10 protein-coding genes are annotated in these 13,695 nt (G+C 46.3%); 6 read left to right on the forward strand and 4 right to left on the reverse strand.

Annotation, left to right across the window (positions count from 1 at the left end):
- Positions 1–109 precede the first annotated feature (109 nt).
- Positions 110–1,114, forward strand: a complete 1,005-nt coding sequence (locus BLR32_RS11475; RefSeq protein ID WP_089831710.1) for a nitrilase-related carbon-nitrogen hydrolase — start codon at positions 110–112, stop codon at positions 1,112–1,114.
- A 106-nt stretch (positions 1,115–1,220) separates the two neighbouring features.
- Here BLR32_RS11475 and BLR32_RS11480 read toward each other — a convergent pair whose 3' ends face one another.
- Positions 1,221–2,243, reverse strand: a complete 1,023-nt coding sequence (locus BLR32_RS11480; protein WP_176842241.1) for a retropepsin-like aspartic protease — start codon at positions 2,241–2,243, stop codon at positions 1,221–1,223.
- Between the two features lie 117 nt (positions 2,244–2,360).
- On the opposite strand from BLR32_RS11480, the gene BLR32_RS11485 reads away from it, so the two are divergent.
- A complete protein-coding gene (locus BLR32_RS11485) occupies positions 2,361–3,062 on the forward strand; it encodes a hypothetical protein (RefSeq protein ID WP_089831714.1) in 702 nt (233 codons plus the stop codon).
- Between the two features lie 108 nt (positions 3,063–3,170).
- Here BLR32_RS11485 and BLR32_RS11490 read toward each other — a convergent pair whose 3' ends face one another.
- The gene (locus BLR32_RS11490) at positions 3,171–3,671 is read right to left on the reverse strand and encodes an RICIN domain-containing protein (protein WP_089831716.1); all 501 of its coding nucleotides are present in this window, start codon (positions 3,669–3,671) and stop codon (positions 3,171–3,173) included.
- A gap of 22 nt (positions 3,672–3,693) precedes the next feature.
- The gene (locus tag BLR32_RS11495) at positions 3,694–4,656 is read right to left on the reverse strand and encodes a hypothetical protein (RefSeq protein WP_089831718.1); all 963 of its coding nucleotides are present in this window, start codon (positions 4,654–4,656) and stop codon (positions 3,694–3,696) included.
- 332 nt (positions 4,657–4,988) lie between these two features.
- Here BLR32_RS11495 and BLR32_RS11500 point away from each other — a divergent pair, with 332 nt between their 5' ends.
- A complete protein-coding gene (locus BLR32_RS11500; RefSeq protein WP_089831720.1) occupies positions 4,989–6,722 on the forward strand; it encodes a tetratricopeptide repeat protein in 1,734 nt (577 codons plus the stop codon).
- Positions 6,723–6,784: 62 nt separating this feature from the next.
- Here BLR32_RS11500 and BLR32_RS11505 read toward each other — a convergent pair whose 3' ends face one another.
- Entirely contained in the window at positions 6,785–8,002 is a 1,218-nt protein-coding gene (locus tag BLR32_RS11505) for an alginate lyase family protein (RefSeq protein ID WP_089831722.1), read from the reverse strand.
- 507 nt (positions 8,003–8,509) lie between these two features.
- Between BLR32_RS11505 and BLR32_RS11510 the strand changes: the two genes are divergently transcribed.
- From BLR32_RS11510 to BLR32_RS11520, 3 genes are all read left to right on the forward strand, one after another.
- Positions 8,510–9,232, forward strand: coding sequence for a hypothetical protein (locus BLR32_RS11510; protein ID WP_089831724.1), 723 nt, complete (start codon positions 8,510–8,512; stop codon positions 9,230–9,232).
- 42 nt (positions 9,233–9,274) lie between these two features.
- Positions 9,275–10,000: a hypothetical protein gene (locus tag BLR32_RS11515; RefSeq protein WP_089831726.1), complete on the forward strand. Its 726-nt coding sequence runs from the start codon at positions 9,275–9,277 to the stop codon at positions 9,998–10,000.
- 158 nt (positions 10,001–10,158) lie between these two features.
- On the forward strand, positions 10,159–13,695 hold the full coding sequence (locus BLR32_RS11520) for a hypothetical protein (protein WP_089831728.1): 3,537 nt from the start codon (positions 10,159–10,161) through the stop codon (positions 13,693–13,695).

Genomic DNA, 13,695 nt, shown 5'->3' on the forward strand with positions numbered 1-13,695 from the left:
AAAACCGGTTGAATAAATAATGAGCAACGCTATCAAAAGCGTAGCTGTTGCCAGCGATGTTCTACTATGTTAACAAAATTTAAAAACAACAATATAAATCCAGCAGAAAATGAAAAAGATTATTAAAGCCGCTGCCGTGCAGATCAGTCCTGTGTTGTACAGCCGCCAGGGTACTGTAGAAAAAGTTGTGAAGAAGATCCGTGAATTGGGTAAAAAAGGGGTACAGTTTGCCACTTTTCCTGAAACCGTCATTCCTTACTACCCCTATTTCTCTTTTGTACAGGCGCCGTTCGCAATGGGAAAAGAACATCAGCGCCTGCTCGATGAGGCCGTCACTGTTCCGTCTGCAGAAACCCAGGCCATCGGAGAAGCCGCCAGAGAAGCTAATATGGTTGTTTCGATTGGTGTCAACGAGCGCGATGGTGGTACCCTTTATAACACACAGCTGCTCTTCGACGCAGATGGCACGTTAATACAACGCCGCCGCAAACTCACCCCTACCTATCATGAACGGATGATCTGGGGACAGGGTGATGGATCCGGCCTGGGCGCTACCGACAGCGCCGTTGGCCGCATAGGGCAGCTTGCCTGCTGGGAACATTATATGCCGCTGGCCCGGTATGCGCTGATTGCTGATGGTGAACAAATCCATTCTGCGATGTATCCCGGCTCCATCTTCGGCCCGCTGTTCTCTGAGCAGACAGAAGCCAACGTTCGCCAGCATGCCCTGGAATCTGCCTGTTTTGTTGTTTGTGCTACAGCATGGCTGGATGCAGATCAACAGGCTCAGATCATGCAGGATACCGGATGTAGTATCGGACCAATTTCCGGTGGATGTTTTACTGCAATCGTAAGCCCCGATGGCCAGCTCATAGGTGAACCTCTCAAAACAGGAGAAGGCGAAGTGATTGCCGATCTTGACTTTTCTCTGATCGATGCCCGTAAACGGCTTATGGATGCCCGCGGTCATTACAGTCGTCCGGAGCTACTCAGTCTGCTGATTGACCGGACACCTACATCGCAAGTTCATGAACGTGCTGTGTATCCTGCGACAAAGAACGCACAAAGTACTGTTAACGTTTCAGATACTGCCGGCGCCTTGCCAGCTATTTAAGTACACTCCCGGCATGTATCCAAAGCAATTGAGGGAATGTAGATGTTGGGGTAGAGATTATTGCCGGGCTCGCGGAGGCCCGGTTTTATTCTCATCTTATTTCCCATCACTTCTCCAGTATCAACAACTCTCTCTTATTATCTATTGTCCACCTGCTAAACTTATTGAGAAAGCTTTTTCCTAACAGAAAATCTTCGACTTCCGGTGAGACACCCAGCATGATATTATCAACAGTAAATTTACCAATCTGGACATTGTTGACCCTATACATTTTACAGATCATCTCTTTACCATTTGCAATATTGTAATTACCAGTTCCGAGGAAGTCTTTTTCACTGAAAAGATGCTGTTCCATCATTTGCGTTGCAAGTGAATCAGAGATCAGGAGGTCTGTTGCGCCGCTATCCAGCAGCCAGATATAAACAAAAGCACCGATCTTCACCTTTACCTTTGTCATGGCGTTAACAGTAATAATGGCTACGGTATCAATATCTGAAGCGCCGCGTACATCTGCCGCCAACGCAGGATTCCATCCTGTTGTTTCCGATACTCTTTTCACAGGTATACCTCCGCAACGATAAGCAATTTCATTATACAGAAAGGAGTTGGGATTGCCCAGGTCATCCATCTTTTTTGCGGGTACCTTTCTCTCTTTCATAATATTTACAGCACAGTTACAATACTCATCCAGCTTCTTCTCATCCAGGGAATCTTTGACGCTTTTTTTCAGGCTTTCCTTCATTGCTTCCTTTGCCGACTTTACCTGTGCATCAGAAAAAAATACGTTTTTCTCCCAGACCGTCTTAAAACATTGCTGGATATCGGCTTTTAATGCAGTATCCAGCTCAATCATGAAATCCAGCCACTCATTGCCGGCTGCCTGCAACGCTTCATGATATTGCTTGTTGGTGAAACGTCCATCCAGTTGCTGTGCATAGCAGGTGCAAATTTGCAGGGACTCCTGGCTGTTTGCCCCACCCTTGATTTTCTCTCTGCATTTCGCAATGAATAACCTTTTGCCGGAGATCGGCAATCCTTCTTTTGTATTGATGAAATCGTCCTTTGGGACTGGCTGACTGTGAGCAGTAAAGGATAGGGATAATAATATTAGCAGTAATATGTTACGCATAGATGCACAAAGGTAGTACATACCTGCTATACCCTTAACAAAATATCATAAAAAAGAACTAACTATGCAATCTTTTCATATATACGTTTGCTTAACTTCCATACAGATCCTTTAAGAATGCGCCAATTAAGTCAATACGCACAAAACTCTAACGAGGTAAAATTATTGTTGGATAGGCTTGTAGACCAGAGCACACAGTCACAGGAATATGCTGACACATTTTATCAACTCGGTGGCGCCCTATCGGACTTTATTCAGAATAGTAAGTTTCTATCTACCAGAACCAGGATTACACTGGCCTGTTCATCTGAAGATGCAGATTGGCTTTCGAAAGGTATTTTAGAGCGTCTGGAAAAGCATGTTGCCAAGATTAATCTGGCGGTGTTCTGGAATGTCCGTGCCAATGCATTTGAAGATAACAGTTTAGCGATAGCCCCAATAATTAAAACCTATATCGAATCACTGGAAAATGTAGACATTCTCATTATCTGCAAGTCTATAATAAACACTTCCTGTGTTGTTAGAACCAATCTGACATACCTGATTGAAAGGATTACCCCCGAAAAGATATTTATAGCATCTCCTGTTCTATTTGAGAAAGCTATTCCTAGTCTTGAAAACGAATTTCCCAAATCTGTCAGTGACAAATTTGAGTTCTTTTACTTTGCAGAAGACAATGAGGTCACCTCATCCGGCGAGGTCGTTCCCGGTATTGGAGGATCTGTGTATCGTCGATTGGGATTAGAAGACGCAATACTAAAGAATAAATATATACCGGTGATAGTAAAAGAAAGGCGGGAAGCTCATCTGCCAGGCTAATGCCCACCGTTTCTCTTATAGTCTTTTTGCATACGCCACTTTTACTTTTGAAGAGACTACGTTAAAGTGACGTGTTCAGGAGTTCATATAAATGCGCTATCTCGTAACCTACATCGTCGGATGCTGCTCCCTCAGCTTCCACTTCTGAATATCACTATTCTTCTTTGCCTGCAATAACACCGGCTCATCAACAGTCCCATTTTCATCTGCAGGAGTCACAAACAATCCCTTCTTCCGCTGCTTGATAAAATAAGTATCATTTCCCGCCGGAATAAATTCATACACCTGTTCTTCCGAACTATTGGCCACAGTCTGTTCTTCCAGGGTCTTTCCATCAGACGATGGTCCCAGTGTCTTTTCGGAGAATAGGCTCTTCAAGCGGTAAGCCCCGTCTTTTGTCTGCTGAAAATCCCAGGTTACACATTTCCAGTTGACAGCGGAATAGGAAACGATCGGGGTGCCGTCCTGGCCATTAGCGTCTTTTATCCTCAACACCTTACCGGTTACAACATTGACAATAGCATAGCTGTTTTCCCTGATCTGCGCGTAAACGGAGGCTGATGCAACCGTCATTACGCCTGCTGCAAGCATTACTTTGTACTTTTTCATGGTGGTTTTTGTTATTTAGTATTCAGACGAGAAACTGATCACAATTATATTGAAAAAAGACGTTTAGCGGAGGCGGCTCTTCCGGTATCTTGATTAGTTCCCCTGGAATAATTTGCTTGCTGATTGTTTCCTGATGAAAATGTGCAGTTAACTCCTCTTTCTGGCTGACTGCCCGCAGCATCTCCGCTGCAGAGCGGCCTTTCTTCGCAATCCTCGGGGCTTTGACCGGTGGCGTATCTTTTGCTGCTGCCACTAATGGCAATACCGGCTCCAGTACTGCTGTTACAAATGCCTGTTCGCTGCTGGCAGTGCCAGCGGTCTGTATACCTGTATTGGTACGCAGAAAGCGCAATTGCAAAAGAACGATCGTAGCGGTAGCCCTGACCGGTGTAGCCGGCAGCAGAAGGCTATGCTGTTTCTCTCCCAGCCGGACGCAGCTCGCTGCCGTTGTGGTGCCAACGCAAATGTTCTGCTCCAGGTCCATGTCCAACGCTACTGCCTGAAGTTGTATATAACGGGATTCTTTGGGTGGCTTCAGCCAGTTTTGCCAGTGAGCAGGCAACTTTACAAGGATACTGCCGTTCTCCTGACGTATGGTGTCTATGCCGCCGATCACCATGACAGCTTTCTTATTATACCGGAAATCAGTCAGGTGCCGGTGTAAGGCTGCCGCAGTGAATACACGTTTCCCACGGGCGTGTTGGATGTCCTCCCTCAGCGCCGCATAAACGGCCTTATTAAGCCTATATACGGTCGTTTCGTCCTGTGCAGGCTGCCAGATGCCATTCAGGGCAACACGGATCGATTTTGCGGCCTTACTGGCTTTTGCAAATTCGCGGCTGCTTTGTTTACTGGCGGCAGACATACTGTCCGGGCCGTATACGGGCATTTTACGGCAGAATTGTTTGCCGTTGCGCTCGTAATAGATCAGGTCTCCGACATGGCCGGAAAGATCTCTGGTTAAGATATTATAGTTCTGGGCCATAACATGCAATAGATTATTATTCAATTTACAGAAAGTCAACGTTTAATAAGCTGATTGTTAGCATCTTGTTAGTAAAATATCGGTATTCTTCGGGACCATTACAGGGGCATTACTATACCCCTTTGGGCTATTGTAATGCCCCTTAATATTAGCTATAAATAAGTCCAATATTTGAACTTGAATAGGGAATGAGTAGGACTTGAGTTGGACTTGATCAAAAGAAAATACTGTTATACCCCTTCTTTCCTATGGTACTTATCCGCGCATTGCAGATTGCCGGGGAATGCTTAAATTAACATAGGATCATTTTCTCTACCCATCAAATATCAGGCATGAAAATGTTATGTATATTATACTGGGTTCTATGCTGCCTATTCCTTACCGGATGTTCCGGCAGCAATAATAAGGTGCCCAAAGAAGCGGCCATCGCCGCTATGAATCTTAAACAGGGCAAAACAATCCTATGTGGTCCCGCCGACAAGCAACTGGGGGCCGTTTCCTTTGAAACATCCTGTTCTGAAAAAGCCAGGGAAGAATTTAACCTGGCCATGGCCCTGCTTCATTCATTCGAATACGACGAAGCAGAAAAAGCTTTTGCAGCCATCATCAGTAAGGAGCCTACCTGCGCCATGGCTTACTGGGGTATCGCTATGAGCAACTTTCACCCACTGTGGGCGCCGCCCAGCAAAGAAGAGTTTGAAAAAGGCAGTAAGGCAGTCGCCATTGCACAGTCGCTTTCCAGGTCGACAAGGGAAGCTGCCTATATTAATGCAATAGCAGAGTTCTATAAAGACCCCGGGAAAACAAATCACCGTAACCGCTGCATCAATTTTGAACAGGCGATGGAAAGGCTTCATATGACCTATCCGGATGATAAAGATGCGGCAGCACTTTATGCACTGGCATTAGACGGCGCCGCCGATCCTGCCGACAAAAATTACACGAAACAGAAAAAAGCCGGTCATATACTGGATTCCCTGTGGGTTAGTCAGCCTAATCATCCGGGTGTGATCCACTATATCATTCACAGCTACGATTATCCCGCCCTGGCAGCAATGGCATTGCCGGCAGCGAAGAAGTACGCTTCAGTTGCGCCGTCATCAGCGCATGCGCAGCATATGCCTTCTCATATTTTTGTGCGACTGGGCCTTTGGGATGAAAGTATACGATCCAACACTGTTGCAGCATCCGCAGCAAAGTGTTACGCGGAAGGCGCGGGCATTAAGGGGCATTGGGATGAGGAACTGCATGCTATGGACTACCTTGTTTACTCCTATCTGCAAAAAGGCGACAACAAACATGCTAAGGAACAATGGGATTATCTTAAAACTATCCGGGCGGTATATCCTGTGAGTCCGAAAGTGATCTATTCTTTTGCCGCTATCCCTGCGCGTTACCTGCTTGAAAACCGGATGTGGCAGGAAGCTATAGCCCTGCAGCCGCAGACAATTTCCGGTGTTGCCTGGGAGAAATATCCATGGGAAAGCGCCATTATTCAATTCACAAGACTACTCAGCGCGATTCATCTCAATCAAATGGATGTTGCACGCGCAGAGCTTCGTATACTGAACCAATTGCATGATACACTTGTCCAGAAGCAAGACGTTTATAAAGCCAACCAGGTATCGGTACAGGTGAAAGCAGCAACAGCCTGGATACTATTTAAAGAGGGGAAAAACGAGGAGGCGCTGAAATCTATGAAGGAAGCTATTGCCATCGAAGAGACTACTCCTAAACCACCGGTCACTCCGGGAGAAGTGGTGCCTGCCAGTGAGTTGCTGGGCGATCTGCTGATGGCCATGAACAAGCCGGCAGAAGCGCTGGATGCTTATGAATTCAACCTGCGGGATCATCCGAAGCGGTTCAATGCCTTATATAGTGCCGGACTTGCCGCTGAAAGATCAGGCAGGATGGCAAAGGCCGGCACCTATTATCAGCAACTGCTCAACTCATGTAATACACCCTGGGCAGACCGGCCGGAGCTGACTGCCGCAGAGGCGTTTCTGAAAAAGAATAATACATTGCCTATCGCGTATGAAAAGGCCGCCGGTACAAATTCCCCGTGACAATACACAGGAGAATTGTACCGGCAGCCGGGATATTTCTTTCAGGTTGCTGGTAACTTTTATTAATTCCCTATCGTACAGGTTAATGTTCCATAACCAAGCTGGTCGAATCCGCCGCTTGTATTGCCATAACTACCGCCACCGCCTTCAGGTCTTACCTTAGCAGCGAAACGTTCTGTATAAGGCGCGGAAAGGCCTTTACGTTTAACGTAGTGATTATATACCAGTTCCCATACCGGCCGGATATTTCCCCTTGAACCATCACCAATCACGGTTTGATTAACGCCCAGACAGTTTGTATATGCGGTATATGGAACATCTTCCATGAGATTGTATTTAGCAACGTACTCCGCTCCTTTCAGGAAACGGTTATCATCATAGCCATACATATCGTCACCCTGATTCCAGGTCATTTCACAGAAGGCGCCCATCAAACCTATTCCTAATACGGTATGTCCCTGGTCACGGCCACTCTCCTGCCATTGTCCTAATCCACCTTCATGAATATAGTAAACAGCATTTTTGATATTTCCATTACCGGCACCATCCCTAAAATACTGTATGCCTTCGTTGTAGATACTACGGTCGTCGCACAGCACACCGATAGCCGTCACTGAACACATATTGCAAAGATCCCAGTTGGCATAAAAATGGGACATACATCTTTCCCTTCTCGTCAGGAATGCATGATTGATAGGATAGAATATATCCAGCATCATGTGCTGGAATCTCGCGAAATCTGAAGCAGACCATCCTTTGTAGCTTCTCATGATCTCACCTGCATTGGCAAACTGATAGCCCTGTAATCCTGCACAAAGCACTGAGTCATTCGTACCACTTATTCTCTTCAGCGTAGATGACCAGGCATTCATAATGGCAATTGATTTCTTTGCATAGGCTTCGTCTCCGGAAACTTTCCAGCGGAGTGCATCTGCATATGCTGCCGCAATATCATTAAACAGGCTTGAATAATTCTCTGCGTTTACGCCGTCGTATCCGCGGTAGACAATCGGCACCGGATTGGCTACATACGTAAGGGAAGCATGAGCATTACTGGTTAATCTGTTCCATCCGGACAACCATGGTTCAGCACTGGCTGCCACTTTTGTCTTCATACGGGTAAAGTCTGCATCCGTGTGTAACAGTCCGGGATGTACGAAGGCAGTGTCGTGGTCTTTCAATTCCAGCGGAGCGGTGTAGGCTACCGATTTGTCTTTTTTACAGCTTGCAGCAAGCAATAGCCCTAGTGTGCCCAGGAGCATCAATACATTGGTTTTCATTGGTTCAACTGTTTATGATATCAATATTTAGCCAGGTAGCGGTTTTTCATTGTACGGTTTACGACATATTAAGTGTGCTAACGACACCACAAATATAGAGAAATAACCTAATGAATCATCATGAAATCATCATGTAAAACTGAAATAATATCAAAAGACATTCACATAAGTAAGTCCATTTCCCAGGCAACATATAAAAGACTGCTACCAGGCAAATGGAACACTACGCTTTTAAGTAATGATACTTATTTGTATAAAAATCAGAACTATCCGCTTATTTCCTTGTTAGGATAGTTACAATAGCTGGCATTCGTCAGGTCCTGCTAAACACAGGTGAAACCCTACTAATAAAAACGAGTAGTATAAAAGCATAGGCCCTACATATATAGACCACAGCAAAAGTGAAGAGGATACCAAAACAAATAACCTTAAAAAACAAAGTGAATTAGCCGCCAAAAGGCCTTCCGGTACAGGTTCCCATATTATTCACACCATAATCATATAACTATGAAAAACGATGAAGTTCGCCAGGGAAGCGCACTTATTGAAAAAACATCCCCTGCTGAGCAACGGCTTGCGGTCGGACTGGATACCACTAACCTTGACATCTGTTATGTATCCGTTACTTATGTTGATGGAGAGACGGTCACTGTAAGTTATGCAGGCCTGCCTGGTAATCAGCCGGCCACTTACAAAAACTTTATCGCTATATGGGAGAATTCTGTGATACCCTGGACTGTTCCTCCGTTGGCATTGGTACCGATCACAACAAACTCCGAACAGGGGTCTGTTACTATTGAAGGCCTCACCATTACAAGGAACGCCTATGTAGTGGGATATGCTGTAGGACCGGATATCACCAATATCTGCTGCAGCAGCCTCATATCTGCCGGCGGTTATCTTGCTGCCCCGACACAGGTCAGCATCAGCCTGAATTATGTAGGTGTGAATTCACTCTCTATCCATTATCAGACGCTCGCAGGATACCTGCCACAACAATATAATAACTGGGTCGGCTTATGGAAAGGATATGCTTCCCCTTACAATGCTTCCACACCGCTGGCAATGGCAACGATCAACAGTGATTCGAGCGAAGGCACTGTAAATATGACGAACGTACCACTGGAAACGAATACAAACTATACCCTTATTTATTTTATGGGAAAAGAGCGGACGATGGCGGCGGCTATACTCAACTTCAACACTTCAGAATTCCTCACAGGGATATAAGACTCACCTTCTTCTTTTAATTAACCAAAACACCTTCTACACATGGAAACACAAAATCTAGCGGCGCAGAAAGTACTTGTAGCCGTTCCAACTGAGAACGCACAAACTACTACACTCACCATTTCCAGCGTATCTGCGGATGAGATTGACGTAGAATATGCCACCATGCCTGGCAATCAGCCGAACACTTATGGCAACTTCCTTGCTATCTGGCAGAATCCTAATTCCGTTCCATGGAATACGGAGCCTCTTCAACCCATCTTCTACATACAGACCAACACTCCTTCCGGTAGTGCAGCTTTTACCGGATTGAATGTAAACAACAACGACTATATCATCGGTTATTCCACAGGCCCTATCCTCACGGCTGGCGGCAACGTTCAGAAGTATGGTAATGTATGCGCTACTGCATATATTCCCAAAGCTGGTGAAGGTGGCCAGGGCAACATCTTTACACCTGCTATCTCCGGTATCAATATTGGCGCTACTTCTGTTTCTTTCCAGTTTGATTTACCGGATGGTATCTTACCACTCACTAATGGCGCCTGGGCCGGATTGTGGAGAGGAGCAAATCCTTCGTTCTATACCGTTGCACCACAATCTTTCATTCCGATCTCACTCGACTACTCTTCCGGCAGAGCTGCATTCAATAATGTAAGCATAGGAAGGGGTCTCACATACACCATCGGTATTTTCATGAGCGGATACAAATCAGGCGGTGGCAGTACACAACGCACACTGGCCTGCTCTGCGAGCTTCACCAATTAATGTCTTACTAATCCCGGACCCGTGCTGCTACGGCGGTGCGGGGCCGGTTTCTGATCATGTCATGTGCCTGAGAGGCAGATAGATTTTTACGGGCCCGGTGCCCGGAGGATATCCCATTACCTGTTATATATCCTTCTTCACATGAAATCCCCCACGTCATGGCTTTCTTCAATAAACAATCTATCGACCAGTTATATATTGCTGAAACGAATACAGGTGATGTTGGCTTCATTGCATTTGTAATACCGGCCGGCATTACGCCCGGCGTTGATACAATTGGATTGAAGGAAGCGCTGGCCAGCACTACCTATTCGGGCACCTTTGTGTTTGCAGCCTTAGCTCCTGTGATTAACAGCACAGATAGCGCCCAGGCATTTGTTAATAGCATATATGCCGTATTGAACAGATCTGGCGCTGCACGCGCTTTCATGTGGCTACAGGATATTACCGATATTAACGCCAACACCGCTCCCCTGATGGGTATCAGCATTGATGGTACTGCTATCAACAGTGGCTTACAGGCGCCGTTAACCACCAGTCTCTCACTTACTGTAGCCAGTGGTATGGCGCTTAGCTGGCAGGATGATACTACGCTGCTGCTCGATGGTTCCTTATACAATTATACCATCGGATTCTCTGGTCCGTCTGCCCCGCAGGCACGCATTCCCAATACCGGCACCATTGCATTCAGCGGATCGCTCAGGGGTACTATCCAATTTTTCATCAGCATACAGCGACTATCCCTATATAACAACTTTCAATGGGGCTTCCAGTCCTTATTTCCCATACAGGAACCCAACCGTACTGCCATCTCTGAATGGCTGCCATTAGCTGATACAACAACGGGAGCGGGAGATTTCATAGGATTTAATACAAGTATTGATCCCTCGGATGTATACAACAAGGCTTACGATCCATGTAATACCGGCACCTGTACCATCAGTGGCAGTTATGCCAGCAGGCGTACCTGGTTCAACTTTTCCGGTACTAATACGGACGATAATACCACTGTACTGGCTTCCTTTTTCAGAACGGTATTCGGCGCCGCAGTCAACCTGCTGCCCGAAGTATCGGGTGCCAATATATTACCAGCCAGACTTGTATTTGCCAGCGGCGAATATACCTCGCCTGCTACCCAAAGATTTTTAGTAACTCCCGAAGGAGACTTTACTATACAGATACCTTCTGCTACCGGAGGGCCACAATACCTGATAGGCGGTTTGCAGGGCACTGAATTCTTCAGCGTTACCCCCAAAACCGACACTACAAACGGCGATAAATTCCGCTTCCTTTCCAATCAGCCTGCTTATGCACCCAAGTTTCCGTTTGAAACAGCATCTCCGGTAAAAACGCCGCAGGACCCTAATGCCCCATTACTGGACAATACCTACTCCTCCGCATGGGCGACACTTGTTGCCGGTCAGGGTAATACTATTTACTATATAGCACAGCCCAAAGGATCTGCGCTGTTTGGTAGCGATGGAATCATTACACCAAAATATATCGACCTGTTTGGTCATACTGTTCCCGGCTTTACCTATGATGCAAATGACGTTGTCACCTTCCCTATTGTGCCATATTACGGCATCACAGCGGGTGATGGCATCAACGCTTTTTCGCAGGAGCAGATCGTCACCTTCGAAGAACAGGTGCTGAGTCCTACGCGAAGAAAAAATGTAGGGCAACGCTCTACCTCCAACTCTTTGTTATCTGCCGCCAGCAGCCTGGAAAACACGACAACGCAAACATCTACGACGCCATCAGGACTGCTGGCTACGATCACTACATCCGACTCCGGACAAATGAAATGGGACGAAGTGCTGCTGGGACAGAATACAGATGAGGGCACACCATATGCACTGAAATTCCTGGATCTGAAAGAGGAACTGATAGAGGCGCTGCAAACAGGCGACCTGATGCTCGTGGTGGCTAATGCAACATATCTCGGACAGCTGAATGGCACTGACCCTAACGAGGCATCGTTCTTAAACAAAATGTCGATCGGCAACTGGGAAATGACGGCTAATGTTGGTCAGCAGAATAAGTACAACGACTACCGGAACGTCATGATCATTAAAGCCAAGAAAGGTAAGTTATACGATCCGGCAGATGCTACCAACAGCCTGCTTGCCAATCCTTCAAAATGGACGCAGAAAGATCTCTTTGCCTCACCAACCAATACCAGTGACGAGGGTACTATATCACCGCCTGATGATGATCAATTAGTGATATTGTCGCAATGGCTACAGAATTATTTTAAACAGGCCATCGCACAGGGCGACAATAAGTACTTTGCGAAGTTCAACACCATTGCACAGGATGAAAACTGGACGGGTATCCTGTTCCTCCGTATGGACATCAGCGACCTTCCGGATAATCTTGCTGGTATCATGGCAGGTGTAACTGATCCTGATGCCTTTAATGCACATCACCTGGCAGTGGAGATAAGTCCTGTGAAGAAAAGTGGCGCTAATGCCGCATTGGATACGCCCAGCACTATCTTTGGCCTTATCTATTATGTAGATCCTGATTTCACAGACGATGGTTCTGATACCGCTATTGCGCCTATTACTGCCACGACCTATGACTTTCGCCTGCTGACGCTGAAAGTATTATTTGAGAACACGGCTGTACAGAGTTTTGAAAGTCTTGCACAGCTTACCATTACAGAATTACTGCAGATGCCTGTGACCGGTATGGGTGTTCCTGATAATGTCTATCACAATATATTGCTGAAAGGTAGTCTGCAGATAACAGACAACCAGACCTTATATAACCTTTCCAGTTCGGGTGATAACACCTTCTACTTTGACAACAATATCATCCATAAAATACAGATCTCAAACGTTCTGCTCAGTACACTCAACACAGACAAGAACGGAAATATACAGTCGTGGTTTGGCATGAGCGGCTTCATTGATTATTACCTGATCGGTGATGAATCGACGCCGCTGTTTGATATTTTCTCCTTTGGCAATAAGCTTGATCCTGACGGCGATGGCAGGGAGCTGCTGGATGAACCTAACAAGGGACTTAAGTTCAGTAATCTCGGCATATCCATGACGTTCCCGGCGTCTGATCCTTCGTCGAAGGTAATGACGCTGGATGCCACACAGATCAGCTTTGATACCAGTCATAGTACACCGAGAGATACCAGCATCTACCTCAACTTTGCCCTGGATCTGCAGGGATTGGTTATCGCAGCACCACTCAGCACTTTATCTGATAAAGGCTATCTGACTGTTATACCAGATCTGGCATTAAATGATGTAAGTGCCGACAGCTGGTATGGTTTGCGTTTCAAACTGAATATGGGTACACCGGGTGAGCTTGCGGGGAAGATAAGCCTCGATTCCTATCTGCTGGTGGCATGGTCGCCCAACAGTCAGGACGATACCTACAAAGCATCCATAGGCCTGTCATTACCGGGTGCAGGTGGTGGAGGAAAGCTTATCAGCCTGCAGAGCGTAATGAAATTATCAATAGGGCAAATACGCCTTACTTATGATACCTCTAAAACATCCTTCCTGCTCATGTTCACAGAAATTGCGTTGCAGTTCCTGGGCATGCTGAAAGTACCACCAAATGGTTCCACACTGTTCTACCTGTTTGGTAACCCCAACGCCGGCGGCAAAGCAAGTGGCCTTGGCTGGTATGCCATGTATAAAAAAGAACAGGCATCAGCAACGGTATAA

This window comes from Chitinophaga filiformis (genome assembly GCF_900102545.1).
GTDB lineage: Bacteria > Bacteroidota > Bacteroidia > Chitinophagales > Chitinophagaceae > Chitinophaga > Chitinophaga filiformis.